At 49.0% G+C, this 17,588-nt stretch carries 19 protein-coding genes and 1 pseudogene; 12 read left to right on the forward strand and 8 right to left on the reverse strand.

What is annotated here, in order from left to right; translation table 11 throughout:
* Both OGW16_RS06180 and OGW16_RS06185 read right to left on the reverse strand, forming a co-directional pair.
* Positions 1-169: pseudogene (locus OGW16_RS06180) on the reverse strand (MFS transporter); the annotation flags it as partial.
* Between the two features lie 75 nt (positions 170-244).
* Positions 245-1,303, reverse strand: a complete 1,059-nt coding sequence (locus OGW16_RS06185) for an alpha/beta hydrolase (RefSeq protein WP_155762300.1) — start codon at positions 1,301-1,303, stop codon at positions 245-247.
* Positions 1,304-1,567: 264 nt separating this feature from the next.
* Between OGW16_RS06185 and OGW16_RS06190 the strand changes: the two genes are divergently transcribed.
* The 5 genes from OGW16_RS06190 to OGW16_RS06210 all read left to right on the forward strand — a co-directional run bounded on the left by OGW16_RS06190 (position 1,568) and on the right by OGW16_RS06210 (position 6,376).
* Positions 1,568-2,452 (forward strand): LysR family transcriptional regulator, encoded by an 885-nt coding sequence (locus OGW16_RS06190; RefSeq protein WP_172862955.1) that lies wholly within the window; start codon positions 1,568-1,570, stop codon positions 2,450-2,452.
* A 226-nt stretch (positions 2,453-2,678) separates the two neighbouring features.
* The gene (locus OGW16_RS06195) at positions 2,679-3,587 is read left to right on the forward strand and encodes a LysR family transcriptional regulator (RefSeq protein ID WP_043016096.1); all 909 of its coding nucleotides are present in this window, start codon (positions 2,679-2,681) and stop codon (positions 3,585-3,587) included.
* Positions 3,588-3,720: 133 nt separating this feature from the next.
* Positions 3,721-4,227, forward strand: a complete 507-nt coding sequence (locus OGW16_RS06200) for an SRPBCC family protein (protein WP_043016095.1) — start codon at positions 3,721-3,723, stop codon at positions 4,225-4,227.
* Positions 4,228-4,508: 281 nt separating this feature from the next.
* A complete protein-coding gene (locus OGW16_RS06205) occupies positions 4,509-5,360 on the forward strand; it encodes an aldo/keto reductase (RefSeq protein ID WP_087052785.1) in 852 nt (283 codons plus the stop codon).
* Between the two features lie 26 nt (positions 5,361-5,386).
* Positions 5,387-6,376 carry an aldo/keto reductase gene (locus OGW16_RS06210; protein WP_043016093.1) on the forward strand — a complete coding sequence of 330 codons (990 nt, stop codon included), beginning with the start codon at positions 5,387-5,389 and terminating at the stop codon, positions 6,374-6,376.
* 24 nt (positions 6,377-6,400) lie between these two features.
* Here OGW16_RS06210 and OGW16_RS06215 read toward each other — a convergent pair whose 3' ends face one another.
* A complete protein-coding gene (locus OGW16_RS06215) occupies positions 6,401-7,294 on the reverse strand; it encodes a LysR family transcriptional regulator (protein ID WP_286518088.1) in 894 nt (297 codons plus the stop codon).
* A gap of 148 nt (positions 7,295-7,442) precedes the next feature.
* On the opposite strand from OGW16_RS06215, the gene OGW16_RS06220 reads away from it, so the two are divergent.
* On the forward strand, positions 7,443-8,207 hold the full coding sequence (locus OGW16_RS06220; RefSeq protein ID WP_286518089.1) for an SDR family oxidoreductase: 765 nt from the start codon (positions 7,443-7,445) through the stop codon (positions 8,205-8,207).
* Positions 8,208-8,242: 35 nt separating this feature from the next.
* Here OGW16_RS06220 and OGW16_RS06225 read toward each other — a convergent pair whose 3' ends face one another.
* The 5 genes from OGW16_RS06225 to ycgZ all read right to left on the reverse strand — a co-directional run bounded on the left by OGW16_RS06225 (position 8,243) and on the right by ycgZ (position 10,027).
* Positions 8,243-8,794, reverse strand: coding sequence for a LuxR C-terminal-related transcriptional regulator (locus OGW16_RS06225; RefSeq protein ID WP_213732976.1), 552 nt, complete (start codon positions 8,792-8,794; stop codon positions 8,243-8,245).
* A 29-nt stretch (positions 8,795-8,823) separates the two neighbouring features.
* A complete protein-coding gene (locus OGW16_RS06230) occupies positions 8,824-9,039 on the reverse strand; it encodes a hypothetical protein (protein ID WP_043016089.1) in 216 nt (71 codons plus the stop codon).
* A gap of 133 nt (positions 9,040-9,172) precedes the next feature.
* Positions 9,173-9,439, reverse strand: coding sequence for a biofilm development regulator YmgB/AriR family protein (locus OGW16_RS06235; RefSeq protein WP_043016088.1), 267 nt, complete (start codon positions 9,437-9,439; stop codon positions 9,173-9,175).
* 34 nt (positions 9,440-9,473) lie between these two features.
* A complete protein-coding gene (locus OGW16_RS06240) occupies positions 9,474-9,746 on the reverse strand; it encodes a hypothetical protein (protein ID WP_043016087.1) in 273 nt (90 codons plus the stop codon).
* A 44-nt stretch (positions 9,747-9,790) separates the two neighbouring features.
* Entirely contained in the window at positions 9,791-10,027 is a 237-nt protein-coding gene (gene ycgZ, locus OGW16_RS06245; protein ID WP_043016086.1) for a regulatory protein YcgZ, read from the reverse strand.
* A 316-nt stretch (positions 10,028-10,343) separates the two neighbouring features.
* On the opposite strand from ycgZ, the gene OGW16_RS06250 reads away from it, so the two are divergent.
* The 6 genes from OGW16_RS06250 to OGW16_RS06275 all read left to right on the forward strand — a co-directional run bounded on the left by OGW16_RS06250 (position 10,344) and on the right by OGW16_RS06275 (position 17,418).
* Positions 10,344-11,555 (forward strand): diguanylate phosphodiesterase, encoded by a 1,212-nt coding sequence (locus OGW16_RS06250; RefSeq protein WP_047410681.1) that lies wholly within the window; start codon positions 10,344-10,346, stop codon positions 11,553-11,555.
* A 221-nt stretch (positions 11,556-11,776) separates the two neighbouring features.
* The gene (locus OGW16_RS06255) at positions 11,777-12,508 is read left to right on the forward strand and encodes a MerR family transcriptional regulator (protein WP_087051485.1); all 732 of its coding nucleotides are present in this window, start codon (positions 11,777-11,779) and stop codon (positions 12,506-12,508) included.
* Positions 12,509-12,827: 319 nt separating this feature from the next.
* Positions 12,828-13,358 (forward strand): Csu type fimbrial protein, encoded by a 531-nt coding sequence (locus OGW16_RS06260; RefSeq protein WP_003833507.1) that lies wholly within the window; start codon positions 12,828-12,830, stop codon positions 13,356-13,358.
* Between the two features lie 14 nt (positions 13,359-13,372).
* Positions 13,373-14,095 (forward strand): fimbrial biogenesis chaperone, encoded by a 723-nt coding sequence (locus OGW16_RS06265; protein WP_087051487.1) that lies wholly within the window; start codon positions 13,373-13,375, stop codon positions 14,093-14,095.
* 55 nt (positions 14,096-14,150) lie between these two features.
* Positions 14,151-16,436: a fimbria/pilus outer membrane usher protein gene (locus OGW16_RS06270; protein ID WP_286518091.1), complete on the forward strand. Its 2,286-nt coding sequence runs from the start codon at positions 14,151-14,153 to the stop codon at positions 16,434-16,436.
* 13 nt (positions 16,437-16,449) lie between these two features.
* The gene (locus OGW16_RS06275; RefSeq protein WP_043016081.1) at positions 16,450-17,418 is read left to right on the forward strand and encodes a Csu type fimbrial protein; all 969 of its coding nucleotides are present in this window, start codon (positions 16,450-16,452) and stop codon (positions 17,416-17,418) included.
* Positions 17,419-17,588 lie beyond the last annotated feature (170 nt).

Genomic DNA, 17,588 nt, shown 5'->3' on the forward strand with positions numbered 1-17,588 from the left:
GGCCTGCCAGCCCCTCCGTCACGCCTAAATCGCGGGCAATCGGCGTGAGCAGGCTGACGGGCATAAATTCAGAAGCAATCAGCACAAACACGCACAGGGTCATGGCAAAAATACCGCCCCAGTATGCGCGCTGATGAGGATGTGATGGTGTTTGGTTTAGCGTCGACATAGTGAAATTTCACGAAGATCAGGATAAAAGCCACCCGCCAGAGGCCGGTGGCTTTGCATCAATTCAGGAGAGGGTTTATTTCAGTTTGGTCTGGAAAAATTGTTCGAACTTCGCGAAAGGTATTTTTCCGGCCACGTTATCGTAGAGGTCCACATGATTTGCCCCTGGCACCACTACCAGTTCTTTGTCTTTACTGCCAATCGCCTTGAAAGCATCTTCAGCAAAATAGCGTGAATGCGCTTTCTCACCGGTCACAATAAGCGTTGGGATGGTGATTTCACTGGCGTAGCTCAGCAGCGGCATATTCATAAACGACAGTGGCATCGTTGCCGTCCACGCCCCGGTCGAGTTAACGGAACGCTCGTGGAAGCCGCGCGGCATGCGATAGTAATCGAAGAACTCTTTCAGTATCGGATGCGGATTTGCCGGCAGCGTTTCTGGCAGAACGCGCTCGCCCGCGCTGGCCTTGCCGTTGCTGTCGACGTTAATATCATGAGCACCGTGTGCGAACGTGCCGCTCTGCGCATCCTTCCAGCGCTGTTCATTCAGATATTGCAGAACAGCACGACGGTCGGCGGTGGAATAACGGTCTTTGCCATCCCCCACACCATGGCCCATCGCCCGGCTCATGTCGTACATCACGCTGGTAGCCACCGCTTTAACGCGGGTATCCATCGCGGCATCGTTCAGCGCCATGCCGCCCCAGCCACAAATACCGAGCAGCCCGATACGGTTGCGATCCACCTCTTTTTGCAGCCCTAAGAAATCCACCGCCGCGCTGAAATCTTCAGTGTTGATATCCGGTGAGGCGACGTTTCGCGGATAGCCGCCGCTTTCCCCCGTGTAAGAGGGATCGAATGCCAGGGTAACAAATCCTTGTTCCGCCAGCGTCTGCGCATACAGGCCGCTGGATTGCTCTTTCACCGCGCCAAATGGCCCACTGACCGCAATCGCCGCCAGCTTGCGATCGCCACGGTCTTTAGGCAGGTAAAGATCGCCCACTAAGGTGATGCCATATCGGTTCGGGAACGAGACTTTACGATGTTCGACTTTCTGGCTCTCGGCGAACGTTTTATCCCATTTATCTGTCATGGACACAGGGGCATTAGGATTGGTTGAATCAGCATAACTCATTGTCGTGACTCCACTTAATGATGCGAATAACAGCATGGCCGGCATCGCGGTTTTTAGCGTTAGGGTGAAGGCTTTCATAAAAATCCCCATAAAAAACAACAGAGAGATACAGGTTTCCGACGGACAACGCTGCGGTGCTTTGCTTTGATGGGGTCATTATAGTGAGCAGAATTAGTGCTGATTAGGGGGCGATTACTGCTAAGATTGATACCATATTGTTATAAATCAATACTGAATTTGCTGTCATTCCGGGGGGATTTTTCAATGGCGAAAAGGGAGAACTACAACGAGCTGTACCTGTTTATGCAGGTGGTGCGAGAAGGCTGCTTTACCGCAGCGGCTCAGCGGCTGGGGCTTGCTCAGTCAGGAGTCAGCCGTTCTGTTCGCGAGCTTGAAGAAAGGCTGGGCGTCCAGCTGCTGGTGCGTACCACGCGTAAACTATCGCTGACGCAAGCAGGCGAGCAGCTCTACCAGAAGACGGCATCTGGATTTGATACGTTAGATCTTGGGCTTGCCACGCTGGCGCACTATCGAGAGACGCCCTCCGGTACGGTACGTATCAATGCCAGCCAGCACGCCATTGATAAATGCCTGCTGCCAAAGCTGGCGGTATTTAAACAGCGCTATCCTGATATCAGACTGGAACTGATGAATGAGAGCCGGTTCGTCGATATCATCGAAGAGCGATTCGATGCTGGTGTCCGTCTGGGGCCTGAAGTCGGCCAGGGCATGGTCGCGGTGCGCATCACGCCCGATATGGAGATGGCGATTGTGGGGACTCCGGAACATTTTCGTCGCTACGCTTTTCCGCAAACCCCGACAGATTTAAAGACGCATCCCTGTATCGCCTATCAATTTGCCGACGGCAGCGTATACCAGTGGGAACTCACTCAGGATGATAAAAAAATCACTCATCAACCCGAAGGGCAATGGGCCTTATCCGACAGCTATATGGAAGCAGAGGCCGCCCGACTGGGCCTCGGATTGGCCTATGTTCCTGTTGAACTGGTCGCGCATGATTTAGAAAGCGGTAAGCTTATCAGGGTGTTGCAGCGTTACAGCCTGCGAATGGAAGGATTGTTTCTCTATTATCCCCATCGCAACGTCTCTCCCGCCCTGCGGATGGTCATTGATACATTGAAAATCTGAACGTTAACAACGCCCGACTCTTCACTGTGCAAAATTGTGTCAGGTAGTCCCTCTGCTTTCAATTCCAAGGTCTGCTTTGAGCTGAAGAGCGGACTTATCCGTACAAGGCCTACCATCCAGAAATGGAAGTTCCCCCAAAAGGAAAACACTCGCAAACCTTCTAGACAACCTTTTCCCGAGCATTTAGCCTGAATTAAAATTTTAATATCTGTCAGGCTAGTTCATTATGAAAAATGATATCAGAACCCTCGACCTTAACCTTCTTAAGGCCCTTGATGCATTACTGGATGAGGGAAGCGTGACTCGGGCTGCACAGCGCCTCTCACTGACGCAGCCTGCCGTCAGTGGTATGCTTATTCGCTTGCGTGATTACTTTGACGATCCACTCTTTGTTCGCACCAGCCACGGTATGGTCCCCACAATGCGGGCCAACGAACTTTCTACGCCGGTAAAACAAATCCTCACCGATATCGCTATCCTGCTGAAACCAAAGAAATTTGATCCCGTGACGGTGGAACTGACTTATACCATCGTCGCAACGGACTATGCACTTAAGGCTGTTGTCGTTCCGTTGATGGCTGAGCTAAAACAACGTGCACCGTATATTAAAATCGCCGTGCGGCCCGTGGACAATGAGCGAATGTATCAGCAGTTATCTCGGGGTGAAGTTGATCTGGCTTTGATAACACCGCAAACAACCCCCGAAGACCTGCATGGAAGAGCGCTCTATGAAGAAGATTATGTCTGCGTAGCACGACGTCATCATCCTCTGGCAGCGAGTTCAGAAATGACGCTCGAACAATTTTGCAAACAGGAACATATTCTGGTGTCTTCAGAAGGTAACTTCACCGGTGTTACAGATGAAGCACTGGCTAAGCTCAGTCTGACACGACGAGTAGGCATGTCAGTTAATAGTTTTCAGGTGATACCTGATATATTACAAGTGACTGATATGATTGCAGTTGTACCTCACCGCATGGTCCTGACTAACAACGATCTCATCATTCTCCCTTTGCCCCTGAAAGTACCCGGCTTTACCAAGAGCATGGCCTGGCATGAGCGAACCCATCGTGACCCAAGTCATCAGTGGATTCGTGCTTTATGCGCAGAAGTAAGCCAACATCCCGCGTCCTGATATAATTTATCTTATTAAGAATATAAGTAATGACAATTCGCCTTATAACTCCATTGCACCAATAATCACTGTCATCACGTTACTGCCGTAATGACACACGCAGTGCACTCAACTATAGCAATTGGAGAAATTTATGAACGCGATTAACTGGCCAGAAGGCTTTGTTCCGGGTTTTACCGATAACTTTGTTTCTAATGAAATGATCATCTCAGGTCTGAACGTCAATGATGTCTGGCCGCTCCTGAGTCAGCCATTGCTATGGCCGGAATACTATAAAAATTCCGCCGATGTGCGCTTTTATGACAACAAAGGTCCAGAATTGGAAAATGGGGTTCGCTTCTACTTCAGCACGTTTGGTTTCCCAGTTGAAGCTCAGGTTGTGGAGTTTGTTCCACCTGCTGAAGGTAAACCTGCTCGTCTGGCATGGCACGGATGGGCCGGTGAAAAAGATACCGCTCAACGACTCGATGTCCATCATGCGTGGCTACTGGAGGATCTTTCCGGTCACAGGGTCCGTATCCTAACGCAGGAAACACAGAACGGAGTCCCGGCAAAAGATCTGGCAAATACCCGCCCGAACCCAATGCTTAATGGTCATCAGGAATGGCTTGACGGCCTGATTCGAGCAGCAAAGAAATAATAAACCGCTTTCCACAGTCATATCACTGAGGCTGCACTTCCCCGCAGCCTCAAGAATATTTGCCCGTTTGCTATTGCACTTGATTACAGGTAAATCATGTAACCCCCGCAAGTGACACCGCGCGGCCATATCTGTAATGTCCCCTTCTGGCACAAAGCCGACCTTCCCTCCCCCGTCTAAATTAATGAGCCCACCTAATAAACCCTAGCTAATTACCCCATCTAATCGAATAAATCAGTTTGCGTTATGCTTTTCCAACACAACAGCTGAAGGATAACGTCATGCAAACTGTAAAACTGAACAACGGGATTGAAATGCCCCTGCTGGGCTTCGGTGTCTTTCAGATGACGGATGCCGCTGAATGCGAAAGAGCCGTTATTGATGCCATCGATACTGGATACCGTCTGATCGATACCGCCGCGTCTTACCAGAATGAAACCCAGGTCGGGAACGCGCTGAAACAGACCGGCATCGCCCGTGATGAACTGTTTGTCACCACCAAACTGTGGCTTCAGGATACTAATTATGAAGGCGCGAAAGCCCAGTTCGAACGCTCTCTGAACCGACTGCAGCTTGATTACGTTGACCTGTATCTGATTCACCAGCCTTACGGCGATGTCCATGGGGCATGGCGTGCGATGGAAGAACTGCAGCAGGCTGGCAAAATCCGCGCCATTGGCGTTAGCAATTTCCATCCTGACCGACTGGCCGATCTTATCGCCTTTAACAAAGTGGCCCCTGCGGTGAACCAGATTGAAGTTAACCCCTTCAACCAACAGTTGCATGCGGTTCCATGGAATCAAAGCCGCGGCATTCAGCCGGAAGCCTGGGCACCGTTTGCAGAAGGTAAAAACGGCCTGTTCCAGCACCCGGTGTTGACGGCAATTGGCCAGAAGTACGGCAAAAGCGTGGGCCAGGTTGTGCTGCGTTGGATCTTCCAGCGAGGCATCGTTTCGCTGGCGAAATCGGTGCGCAAAGAACGCATGGCAGAGAACATCAACATTCTCGATTTTGAACTCAGCGCTGGAGATATGCTGCAGATTACCGCTATCGACACCGCAACGAGTGCATTCTTTTCCCATCGCGATCCTGCCAGAGTTGAATGGCTGGCTGGCCGTAAGCTTGATGTTTAAGTCGCGATAAAAGAGGTATTCATACAATGCAAAAACGTTATCTGGGTCAATCCCGACTCGAAGTCTCCGCGCTTGGGCTCGGTTGCATGGGCTTAAGCCACGGCTACGGCCCGGCGACCGATACCCGGCAGGCTATCGAACTCATTCGTGCAGCGGTTGAACGTGGCGTCACCTTCTTCGATACCGCTGAAGTGTATGGCCCCTTTCTTAATGAAGAGGTGGTAGGCGTTGCCTTAAAACCGTTTCGTGACCGTGTGGTTATCGCCACTAAATTTGGTTTTACTTTTGGCGACGACAACAAGCAGCAGATTTTAAACAGCCGTCCGGAGCATATCCGTGAAGCCGTTGAAGGATCATTACGCCGTCTTAAGACTGATGTCATTGACCTGCTGTATCAACACCGTGTCGATCCGGATGTCCCCATTGAAGATGTTGCGGGTACGGTAAAAGACCTGATCGCTGAAGGCAAAGTTAAACATTTCGGTCTGTCCGAAGCAGGTGCGCAAACCATTCGCCGCGCGCATGCCGTACAACCGGTCACTGCGCTGCAAAGCGAATACTCGATGTGGTGGCGTGAGCCTGAGAAGGAGATTCTGCCGTTACTGGAGGAACTGGGTATTGGTTTTGTGCCCTTCAGCCCATTAGGCAAAGGCTTCCTGACGGGATCAATTAAGCCAGGAACCACTTTTGGCAAGGATGATTACAGAAGCCAAGTGCCGCGTTTCGCCGAGCAGGCGATTGAAGCCAATGAAAAGCTGGTCTCATTGCTGGGGGAACTGGCGGCAGAGAAAGGCGTGACGTCTGCACAAATCGCGCTGGCATGGCTGCTGGCACAAAAGCCGTGGATTGCTCCTATTCCTGGTACCACCAAACTGCACCGGCTGGAGGAAAACCTGGGGGTTGCCGACATCATCCTTTCGCAGAATGACTCACGGCAGATAACCCAGGCGCTTGAAACGATTAAAATCGTCGGCGAACGTTACTCTCCTGAGCATCAGGCTCGCGTAGGCCGTTAATACCCGGACGGGTCTACGGACCCGTTATTCCGAGTAGCGAAGTGCATCGATCATCAGCGCAAAAGCGGGCGGATGCTGCTTACGGCTCGGGTAATAAAGATAATATCCGGGGAAAGACGGACACCAGTCCTGCAGAACCTGAATAAGCTCTCCTGACTTTATATCATCCTGCACCCTGTTTTCAGGTATGCAGGCGATACCAAAACCGGATAACGCCGCATCAATCCTTTCCGCCTGCAGATTAAACGTGACCTGCCCTTCCACTCTGACCCGTAACGGTTTCCCATCCTTCTCAAACTCCCAGTGGTAAAGCCCACCGGCCGTCGGCAGGCGCATATTGATGCACCGGTGATTTTGTAGCTCGTGCGGCGTTTCAGGGGCAGGATTTGCAGCGAAATAAGACGGCGCTCCTACAACAGCCATTCTCATGTCAGGGCCAATCCTTACCGCAATCATGTCCTTATCCACACTTTCGCCCAAGCGGATCCCGGCATCAAAACGCCCCTCAACAATATCAACAAAGCCGTTATCCACCACCAGTTCGAGATTGATTTCCGGGTATTCCCTGAGGAAGGGTTTTAGCTTCGGCCATACCAGACTTCGCGCGGCATGCTCCCCGGCAGATAAACGGATATTGCCGGAGGCGGTGCCGTTCAGTTGAACCAGTGATTCCAGCTCCTGCTCAAGATCGGCAATACGCGGTTCAAGGCAGGCAATGATTCTCTCACCGGCTTCCGTAGGGGCAACGCTTCGTGTCGTACGGGTCAGAAGGCGGATATTCAGCCTTTCCTCCAGGGCCTTCATCGCGTGGCTGAGTGCAGACTGAGAAACGCCCAGTTTACCCGCTGCTTTGGTAAAACTTCGCTCCCTTGCCACCACAAGAAAGATTTGCAGTTCATTGAAGTTTTCTTTCAGCATGGGCGATTTCCTTATGGCGGCATTCCCTTCATCGCACACTCATGAAGGGTGTTCATAGACACAATCATTTTAGCCCTATTACTGACCATAATGATAATTGATATTCTGACTGTATCGAAAATAAGTCTGAATTATCAGTAGGTTTATCATGAGAATACTCGTTGCAGGGGCGACAGGAAGTATTGGCCTTCATGTCGTCAATACCGCTATCAAAATGGGCCATCAGCCTGTAGCGCTGATCCGAAATAAGCGCAAAGTGAAATCGCTTCCTCGGGGAACAGATATTTTTTACGGCGATGTTTCAATGCCTGAAACACTCACCGAATTACCGAAAGATATTGATGCCATCATCTTTACGCTCGGTTCCGATGGCCAGGGGCGTATAGGTGCCAGAGCGATAGACTACGGCGGAGTACGTAATATTTTACGCATATTTAAGGATACGCCTGTTCGTATCGGCCTGATGACCACGATTGGCGTGACTGAACGGCTCAGCACCTGGAATCAACGCACTGAGGTTCATGACTGGAAAAGACGTGCCGAGCGTCTGGTCAGGGCCACTGGTCACCCCTATACCATCGTCAGGCCCGGCTGGTTTGATTACAACAATGATGAACACCGAATCGTTATGCTTCAGGGAGATCGTCGCCATGCAGGAACACCGGAAGATGGTGTGATATCCCGCGAGCAAATCGCCGAGGTTCTGGTCAGTGCCCTGACCCACGACGAGGCAAAAAATAAAACGTTCGAGCTGATGGCTGAACGAGGTGAAGCACAACAGGATCTTACCCCACTGTTTGCAGGCCTGCGGGCTGATGATCCGCAAAAAAATGATGGGGTTCTGGACATAGACAATATGCCTCTGCGTGAAGAACCTGAGTGCATTATTAACGAGCTGAACCTGTACAGGTAAAAAAATACCGCTCAGCTCGTTAAGATTATCGATGCTCAGGCATGTTCCAGCCAGTTGCGGAATACCTGCGCTCGCAGTATTCCCTGAAAATCAATCAGCCCAGAACAACCAAGTTTCTTGATCAGATTCTGCCTGGCCTGGTAAATCGTTTTTAAGTGTAGATTTAACAAGGCGGATATCTCAAAAATAGTTCGACCTTCTCCTAACTGCGTTAAAATATATTTATCTCGTGCGGTCAAAGAGATACATGCTTTCGATTGATTCTCGTGCTCACCACCAGCACGAGTGATATCAATAATAAATTGTTTAATTGAGCCAACGCCAATATCCACTGGAAGTCTGTAAAGTGAAATATCATTGAGATACTGATACTGATGACCATCAATCAACAGTACCAAACGATGCGTATTCAGATCATATTTTTGCTTTTTTACCGCATCAAAGTGATTGGCGGTGAAGAAAACAAGACGCGTCTGGTCATCTTCGAAAAATATATCGGCAAGAATATTCTTTAACCCTTGCCTGATAAAAATATCATCAAGCCATAACTCTGCGTTTCCAACTTGTTCCTGAACGATGTTCATCATTATGGCCTCAATGAAAAATCACAATAAACCTAACCGTGTTGTACTACTTTGTCGGGTTGAAGATGAGCCAAAATCTGTGTATAGAGATCGGTTAAAATCGCATTCTTCTCATTCTTCAACTGAATACTAAAAGCCTGAACAAGAACATCATTATTGATATAACCTTGTTTTAACATTACCTTACGCTCTATATCTTTATACAACGCACAGCAAAAAATAAAGCTTTCCGGAATAGAATTGGCCATATCAACCCCCATAAAATGTAGTCATAAAAATGAGAGGGTGCTATGTATAGTCTTAATCAAAAAAAATGCTCAGCATGAATGCTTTAAGCATATAACAAAGGTACTGTACATATTATATTAATATGAAAACTTATTAGACATCGTCAGCTGTGTAACGCAACACTATTTCCAGGGTTTTTCTGATAACATCTGCCTGGACAACGTCAACTGTTGACTCCAGAGAACCAATCAGGCTTAAAATGATATTTTTATTATTAACATTATCACCAGCCAGAATTACATTTGTTACCGCCTGCCCCAATACCACAGACTCATCTGCTAATAGCTCACCTGCATTATGGAAGTAACTTGATAAAGCTTTATCCGTCATTACACTGTGGACATTAATTTCATGAAGCATGGTAACCTCGCTTGTATAGTCTGGAAGATTATCTTTAATGTAATTTAGGGTTTTTGCTGGCACTGAAAGCACTCTCATCTCTGGTTTTATCCGGTTTTCTGCTTATCTTTCCCGGATTAATGTTTGTGAAATCATTGATAACGCTGTCAATTAATTGCTTGCGTGCGCTATCCATTTCACTGGCCTGCATAAGTCGCAGTTGCTTAATCACTGCAGCTAACGAAACGTCTGTATGCATTCGCAAAATTTCTAGCACAGCCAAACCTGTAATTTCATGTTTCAAGCGTTCACTGTCAGTTTTATTCATAACGACGTCAGTATTTACTCCGATTCTGTATGTCAGACTTCCTTTTATTCAAAAAGCAAGCCAATTAACGCATTGTAATGTTTCTGTTCGTTCTCCCCTGATGCTTTTTCAAGACGGCTCAGAAGCTTGGTGCAAAGTGATTTGCGGTTCAGATTTCGCCCATCTTTGAGTATCTCAGTGACGATTTCTCCCAATGTTTCCTGTTGGGTTGGCAGATGCGCCTTTGCAAAGTAACGAGAAATCGCGCTTGCAGAATCAGTGCGAACGGTATGCTGCTGCATGTCATGCTCCTGTAACAAAATGCTGGTGAATATTAAGTTTTATAACAGTAGCAAAGTTGTACCAAAAATGTGTACAACGCAGCTCGTTAATTTTTAGCAATAAGTGCTAAGTCAACATAATCAATGAGTTGCATAAATATCAATCTACATGAAATCAAATTCAATTGTACAACACACATCGTTTAACGAATGAATTTGATCCGTTTAGGTGTCTTTGTTTGTAAAAATAAAGTTAGAATAATGTATTAAAATCAGGACATAAGCTGGTTTGTCTGATACTGTCCATACCTCTTCCCCCCATGATCCCGGACTGTCCATGCTCACGACCATTATTTACCGTAGCCATCTACGTGATGACGCCCCCCTCAGAGCGCTTGAGGATATGGTGACAGCTGCAAATCTCAAAAACAGGCGATCTGATGTTACGGGGATTTTACTTTTTAACGGTCGCCACTTTTTCCAACTGCTTGAAGGCCCTGAGGAGCAGGTAAAGGAGATTTATCGTTGTATATGTAACGATCCACGGCACCACAATATCGTTGAGCTGATGTGTGATTACGCGCCTGCGAGAAGATTCGGAAAGGTGGGGATGGAGTTATTTGATTTACAAAAACATGAACGCAATGACGTCCTGCAAGCGGTACTTAACAAGGGAACATCTAAATTTCAGCTCACGTATGATGACAGGGCATTACAGTTTTTCCGCACATTTGTCCTTGCGACGGAAAAATCGAGCTATTTTGAAATACCTGCGCCTGATTACTGGAGTTTTGTTGCCGACGACTCTTGTACTCTCCTGGATGAAAGCACACTCCCGTCCGATATCGATTTCAGCTTTGCTTTTCAACCAATTATCGATCCTATGTCGCAACGCGTCATTGCCCTTGAAGCACTTATTCGTGGTAGAGACGGTGAAACGCCCGCAACTTATTTTGACAACTTAAATCCTGAGGAACTGTATACCGCGGATCTGCAGAGCAAAAAGACTGCTTTTGCAATGGCAAGCGCGCTGGGACTTAACGACAAAATGCTTTCAGTCAATCTGCTCCCCATGACCCTGGTAAATAAACCCGATGCAGTCAGCTTTCTGATAAACGAAATCGCGGCGCACGGACTGGTGCCTGAACAAATCATTGTAGAGTTTACCGAAAGCGAAGTTATTTCTCGTTTTGATACGTTCGCGCAGGCAGTGAAGTCACTCAAGGCTGCGGGGATCTGTGTAGCGATAGATCATTTTGGGGCAGGTTTTGCCGGGCTTCAGCTTCTGTCTCGTTTTCAACCCGACCGAATAAAGATAAGCCGCGAGCTCATCACGGATGTGCATAAAAGTGGACCAAGACAGGCCATCATTCAGGCAATTATCAAATGCTGCACTTCGCTGGAAATCATGATTTCCGCAGTCGGCGTTGAAAAACCTGAAGAGTGGATGTGGCTTGAGTCCGCAGGTATTGAAATCTTCCAGGGTAACCTTTTTGCACAAGCCTGCCTGAATGGTACGCCGTCTGTTGCATGGCCAGAGAAAAAATGATTTCTCAGCATCAGAACACCTAAGGCATTGTTAGCAAACAATAATTCCCATCCCCTCTCTCATGCTGAACTTAAAAATTCAGCATTTCACCCTGCGTGATAGTAAAGTAAATCTTAATTTTGCTAGAATTCTCTGTATGTTTTGTACAATTTGATGCATCTTGTACAAAGTAACAGGAACCGCATATCGGTGACGGAGAATCAGGAGTGTCTGGGGGAACTATGGCTTATTACAGCATTGGAGATGTCGCAGAACGTTGCGGGATAAATCCTGTCACCCTCCGGGCATGGCAACGACGTTACGGCTTACTCAAACCTCAACGCAGCGAAGGTGGCCACCGTCTCTTTGATGAAGAAGATATTCAACGTATTGAAGAAATAAAACGTTGGATTAACAGTGGCACACCCGTTGGCAAAGTAAAAGCATTACTGGAAACCAGTACCCGTCAAACTGACGACGACTGGAATCAATTGCAAGAAGAGATGATGAGTATTCTTCGCATGGCGCATCCACCGAAGCTGCGAGCCAAAATTATCGCACTTGGTCGCGTCCATCCCGTAGATGCACTGATTGATCACGTTTATCTTCCCGTACGTCAACGGCTAATGCTTGATCATAATACATCCCGCATTATGAACAGTATGCTTGATGGCGCGTTGATTGAATATGTTGCCACACTGCTGTCTGAAACGCGGCGCAAGTCAGGGAAAGATGCCATCCTGATGGCCTGGGATGTTGAAGACAGAACCCGTCTGTGGCTCGAAGCCTGGCGCTTATCGCAATCTGGCTGGCATATTGCCGTTCTTGCTGAACCCATTGAATCGCCAAGACCAGAACTTTTCCCAGGGCAGACGCTTTTTGTCTGGACCGGTATTACGCCAACCCGCAGACAAAATGAGCTGCTACAACACTGGAATGAGCAAGGTTATAAAGTCGTTTTCCACAGCCCATAACCAACAGGTAATACGGTACTGAATTAAGGAAGATAAAACCTACGATTCTCATATTTTGGGTGGTCATTTGAGTACCATCCACTGAATATGCTGCCCCCTGGCCTTTTGACTAAACACCCGGCATAGCATAAAAACCAAACAACATACTCACCCGTTGGTATTATTTTTTTGTAGACGCCATCACCTTTTTCCTAAGTAAAATTCATTAGATCAACTGGCGTACGCCTAATACTTATTCTAGGGTTAAATTATGTCTTCTTGTGCCACATTATTGTTTTTCTAAAGTAATAAATGTGGTTATTTGAAAAAGGTAAAGGATATGGCTCTAGTCTTAGACAAACGCTTAATTCTTTGTTGCTGCGCCTTTTCCATTATATCAGTGGCAAATGCAGCAACCGTTAACGGAACATTTCAGGTGCTGATGACGATTCAGAAGGCCTGTACCGTAACTGCTGGTTCGGCTTCAAATATCACGCTTGGTCCGGTGAATACCACTGCGACAAATACCAGTGCAAGCAACACTATTTCAATTAATTGCTCAAAAACCACGCCCTATTTTATCGGCCTGGCACCGTCGGCTGCCAATGGAGGGACGACGACGGGCTCAGGCGCCATGTCCTCTGTGGCTAACGCTGCCACCAATACCGACAAAGTGCCCTATCAGCTAAATCGCACGTCAGCAACAGGTCCGGTGTGGGGTAATACCGCCACCGACACCGCGCCTGGAAATGGCGTAGCGGCGACGGGGACCGGTCTGGCGCAAACCTATACTGTTTATGCCACCGCACCGAGCGCCAACTTCACTCCTGACGACTATGCCGACACGGTAACGGTTAACGTTAACTACTAACTTCAGGAAGCTACATGAAAGTAAAACTGCCTGTTAAGCAGTGTGCCTGCGCATGCCTGTTAGGGATGGTGGCGAGCGTTAACCCCGCCGCCGCCAGCGGGCTGCAAATAGCCCCGGTTACATTAACGTTGCAAGCAACGCAAAATGCCGATGGTATCTGGCTGAGTAACGCAGGTGAAAATGTGCTCAACGCCCAGGTTCGGGTTTTTCGCTGGAGCCAGAGCGCTTATGACGACAAACTTTCTCCCTCTCAGGGGCTGGTCATTAGCCCGCCGATGCTGGCATTAGCCCCTGGAGAACGTCAGTTGATTCGTGTTATTCGCACAAGCCCTCCCTCGGTGCATGCCGAAGACGCTTATCGTTTGTCGATAGATGAGTTGCCGCCTGCAAAAGTAGAAAAAAATAAGCTTCAGTTTGTGCTGCATTATTCCGTTCCCGTTTTCATTCAACCGACATCAGCGGCACAAACGCAGGCAAAACTGCAATGGAAATTACAACAACTGAATGGCAAAAAATTTATTGAAGTCAGCAATCAGGGAAATGGGCATGCGCAATTATCCGCTGCAACATTTATAAGCCCTGACGGTGCTAAAAAAGTCATAACACCCGGACTATTAGGCTACGTTTTACCCGGCTCAACAATGCGCTGGATAGTCTCCCCGTCGGCCAGTAATAATCATTATGGCGGGAAAGTTGAAGTCACAATCAATGGCCAAAAAACAGTACAAGATCTGTAACAGATCCTGGCTTCTGGTGAAATATTGCTTTCTCAATGGAGTATTAATTTCGGGAATGGTTTGCGCACAAACGCTGAATAATAACCAGAACGAAAATAGTGTTATTAATAGCACTTCGCAGATTACGGGGGTCGATTTGTATCTCGACGTCACCTTAAATGGAAATCCCGTTGGGCTGGTACATTTTGGCTACGATAATGGAAAGCTTTATGCGGGAGCAGATACCCTGCGTAAAATGGGGTTCCGCTTTGCTCCAGATGCCACTAACGCCGTCTGCCTGAATGATATCCCCCAGCTAACCATTGACTACAACGTTCAATTGCAAACGCTCTCGCTTACTGTGCCACTCAGTTCACTCGATCTTGCGACCACGCAGCTTAACTCGCCCACTGAAACCTCGCCAACGGCGACAACATCACGCGGGGCGCTCCTCAATTATGATATCTATACCCAACAGGGGGATGAAAGTGCAATCAACACTTTCAGTGAACTTCGCGCCTTCAATGCTGCCGGCGTGCTCAGCACCACCCAGTTGACGCAGTACTCCACCGAGGAATATGCCGATAACAGCTTTGAGCGCCTCGACACCAGTTGGCGTACGTCATTTCCTGATTCGATGTTGGCGCTCACCGTTGGCGATACCCTGACAAGTTCACTCATCTGGTCCCGACCGACGCGTATCGGCGGTATTCAGATAGGAACCGATTTTGGTTTGCAGCCCTATAAGCCAACCACCCCGCTCCCTGCATATCTGGGATCCGCGACGTTGCCGTCAAACGTTGAGCTGTACGTGGACGGCGTCAGGTACTACAACGGAGAAGTCCCCGCAGGTAGTTTTCAGATTAACACCATGCCTAACATCAGCGGCGCGGGAACGGGTCAGGTAATGATGACGGACGCACTGGGCAGAACGAGCGTACAAAATTTCTCGTTCTACAACGATCAGCAACTCCTGCGGGAAGGATTAACTGCCTGGTCGGCTGAATTGGGCACGGTACGCGAAAATTATGGTTACTCCTCTTTTGATTATGCCAGCGCACCGGTATTGAGCGCTACGTGGCGCCGCGGGTTTAGCAATACGTTCACCGCCGGGACTCATACGGAAACCAGCGATGGACTGATTAACGCGGGCTTCAGTAACGACTGGATCCCTGGAACCCGCAGCGGCACGTTTTCGACCTCACTTGCCGCAAGTACCGACTCAGGAAAGAACGGGTTTTTGTACAGTTTTGGTTACCGTTGGTCCGGTGAACGGTTTAATTTCAGTACCAGTACCACAGCAACTTCCGGCGATTATCGCGATGTCGCCACCCATTACGGTGAGCCGCCACCGACGCTTAACAGCAACACAGTCATTGGCTATTCGCTGGAAGCTGCCGGTAATGTCAGCCTGAGCTACCTGCAGTTTCGTTATCCACATGAAAATGCGGTGCGCTACGCCAACGCCAGTTGGTTTAAATCTGTTACAGACAACATCTCACTGAATGCCGGATTCAATCAGAACATTGACGATAACCGCGATCGCAGTCTCTATTTGATGGTGACGATCGCTACCGACAACAATCTGAGCGCCAGCAGCACCCTACAACGTACCAACGATGAAACCGGCTACCAGCTCAACGCCAGCCTGACGCCTCCTGCCGACGGTGGGTGGGGCTGGAATCTGGCCGCCAGTCAGCAGGCTTCCCGGCAAAGTGGCCAGGGCGAAGTGGGATATCTGGGGCGTTATGGTAAAGCGTACGCAGGATTTAGCCGTTTACCCGATAACCATTATGGTTATGCAGGCGCAACCGGATCGCTGGTGGCCATGGGAGGCGGCTTGTTTGCAGCAAGAGAAATCAATAATGGTTTTGCCGTCGTATCAACTGACGGTGTACCTGATGTTCCGGTCAAATTGCAAAATAACCTGATTGGTCGCAGCGACGACCAGGGGCTACTGCTGGTCACGCCCCTCAACAGTTATCAAAAAAACCTGATTAGTATTGACCCAATGGATCTCCCCGCCAATATGCGGATTGCACGCGTTGAGACGAACGCAACGCCTGCCGATCGTTCCGGTACTCTGGTTAGCTTTGGCATCACTCCCGTACGCGCTGCGCAGGTCATCCTCGTCGACAATCAGGGTAAACCAATTCCCGAAGGCAGCATGGCATACGCCGTCAGCACTACGGGCCAGTCGTCTGTCGTTGGTTTTGATGGGATGACCTGGTTCGACACGCTGGAGCAGCACAATACGCTGCGCGTTGATACGGACACCGGCAGTTGTCGCGTGCAATTTGACTATCCCGCGTCAGCAAAAGGGATTGTGCAAATAGGCCCACGGGTTTGCCGATCATACTAACAGGAGTGCGCTCATGAGGTTAAGACATCTGTTACTCATCGCTGCCGTTCTCTTTTTCCCGGCGATCGGTCATGCGGTAACCTGCTCGGTGAGCAACGTGCAGCCCATAAATTTGGGTTCAGTCAATCCGTTGTCTGCGACAGGCGCAACGTCATCAATGACGTTCAATTACACCTGCGCCAAAGAACTTGGCGACACGCTGGCTGGGATCAATCTCTGTTTTAATATTGGCGCCTCAGCTGTCAGTGGCCAGGTTACCCCCCGAAATATGTCGTTAAGCGGTACGCCTGCCAGAACACTGGCATACCAGCTTTACCAGGATGCCGGGCGCACCAGGGTATGGGGGAGCCAGTATCAGTCGGGAACAACTTTTCCCATGGTACAGCTTAGCCTGCTGAATCTGACGCCGGTAACGGGTTCACTGACGGTATCAGCGCAGATCGTCACGCCACAAACTTCAGCCGTCCCCGGAAACTATCAGGATAGCTATACGACGGCGACAGCCCTCGTCACCCTCAATCCCGGATTACTTTTCCCGCCGACCACCTGTGGCGATACCGTTGCCGCCAGGCTTCCTTTCACCGTATCGGCGACTGTCAGCAAGCAGTGTAATATCACCTCTGCAACCGATATTAGCTTTGCACCAACCAGAGCGACCGGGCGTAACCTTACGGCGTCAAATACCGTGGGCGTAGCATGTTCCAATAACACGCCTTACACCATCGGCCTTCAGCCCTCCAACGGCAATACGGCAGGCAGCGGCGTGATGGCGGGCACGGGGTCAAATACGGATAAAGTCCCCTATCAACTTAGTTCGACTCCGGGGCCGTCCGGCACGATCTGGGGCAATACATCACTCAATACCGTCGCGGGCAACGGTACGGGGACAACCACAACCTACCCGGTTTATGCCACCGTTCCCAGCGCGAACTACACACCAGACAACTATGCCGATACTGTCACCATCGCAGTGACCTACTGACGCGCAGCTTAATAGCAATAAAGCAAACACATTTTATTATCATATTATTTACTTTTAGAGGTGCGTCATAAATCTGACAAATTACAATTTTTACGATTCACGCATATTAAGTCATACAAAACGCAAAATAACCGCGATATCGCCACAACCGAAGAATAACTATTCACACT

The sequence above is a fragment of the Citrobacter sp. Ce104 genome, assembly GCF_030334595.1.
Taxonomy (GTDB): Bacteria; Pseudomonadota; Gammaproteobacteria; order Enterobacterales; family Enterobacteriaceae; genus Citrobacter; species Citrobacter europaeus.

Excerpts from the sequence above, each read along its gene's own strand:
- OGW16_RS06185 (WP_155762300.1), bottom strand. The coding sequence starts at position 1,303 with ATGAGTTATGCTGATTCAACCAATCCTAATGCCCCTGTGTCCATGACA.
- OGW16_RS06190 (WP_172862955.1), top strand. The coding sequence starts at position 1,568 with ATGGCGAAAAGGGAGAACTACAACGAGCTGTACCTGTTTATGCAGGTG.
- OGW16_RS06195 (WP_043016096.1), top strand. The coding sequence starts at position 2,679 with ATGAAAAATGATATCAGAACCCTCGACCTTAACCTTCTTAAGGCCCTT.
- OGW16_RS06200 (WP_043016095.1), top strand. The coding sequence starts at position 3,721 with ATGAACGCGATTAACTGGCCAGAAGGCTTTGTTCCGGGTTTTACCGAT.
- OGW16_RS06205 (WP_087052785.1), top strand. The coding sequence starts at position 4,509 with ATGCAAACTGTAAAACTGAACAACGGGATTGAAATGCCCCTGCTGGGC.
- OGW16_RS06210 (WP_043016093.1), top strand. The coding sequence starts at position 5,387 with ATGCAAAAACGTTATCTGGGTCAATCCCGACTCGAAGTCTCCGCGCTT.
- OGW16_RS06215 (WP_286518088.1), bottom strand. The coding sequence starts at position 7,294 with ATGCTGAAAGAAAACTTCAATGAACTGCAAATCTTTCTTGTGGTGGCA.
- OGW16_RS06220 (WP_286518089.1), top strand. The coding sequence starts at position 7,443 with ATGAGAATACTCGTTGCAGGGGCGACAGGAAGTATTGGCCTTCATGTC.
- OGW16_RS06225 (WP_213732976.1), bottom strand. The coding sequence starts at position 8,794 with ATGATGAACATCGTTCAGGAACAAGTTGGAAACGCAGAGTTATGGCTT.
- OGW16_RS06230 (WP_043016089.1), bottom strand. The coding sequence starts at position 9,039 with ATGGCCAATTCTATTCCGGAAAGCTTTATTTTTTGCTGTGCGTTGTAT.
- OGW16_RS06235 (WP_043016088.1), bottom strand. The coding sequence starts at position 9,439 with ATGCTTCATGAAATTAATGTCCACAGTGTAATGACGGATAAAGCTTTA.
- OGW16_RS06240 (WP_043016087.1), bottom strand. The coding sequence starts at position 9,746 with ATGAATAAAACTGACAGTGAACGCTTGAAACATGAAATTACAGGTTTG.
- ycgZ (WP_043016086.1), bottom strand. The coding sequence starts at position 10,027 with ATGCAGCAGCATACCGTTCGCACTGATTCTGCAAGCGCGATTTCTCGT.
- OGW16_RS06250 (WP_047410681.1), top strand. The coding sequence starts at position 10,344 with ATGCTCACGACCATTATTTACCGTAGCCATCTACGTGATGACGCCCCC.
- OGW16_RS06255 (WP_087051485.1), top strand. The coding sequence starts at position 11,777 with ATGGCTTATTACAGCATTGGAGATGTCGCAGAACGTTGCGGGATAAAT.
- OGW16_RS06260 (WP_003833507.1), top strand. The coding sequence starts at position 12,828 with ATGGCTCTAGTCTTAGACAAACGCTTAATTCTTTGTTGCTGCGCCTTT.
- OGW16_RS06265 (WP_087051487.1), top strand. The coding sequence starts at position 13,373 with ATGAAAGTAAAACTGCCTGTTAAGCAGTGTGCCTGCGCATGCCTGTTA.
- OGW16_RS06270 (WP_286518091.1), top strand. The coding sequence starts at position 14,151 with ATGGTTTGCGCACAAACGCTGAATAATAACCAGAACGAAAATAGTGTT.
- OGW16_RS06275 (WP_043016081.1), top strand. The coding sequence starts at position 16,450 with ATGAGGTTAAGACATCTGTTACTCATCGCTGCCGTTCTCTTTTTCCCG.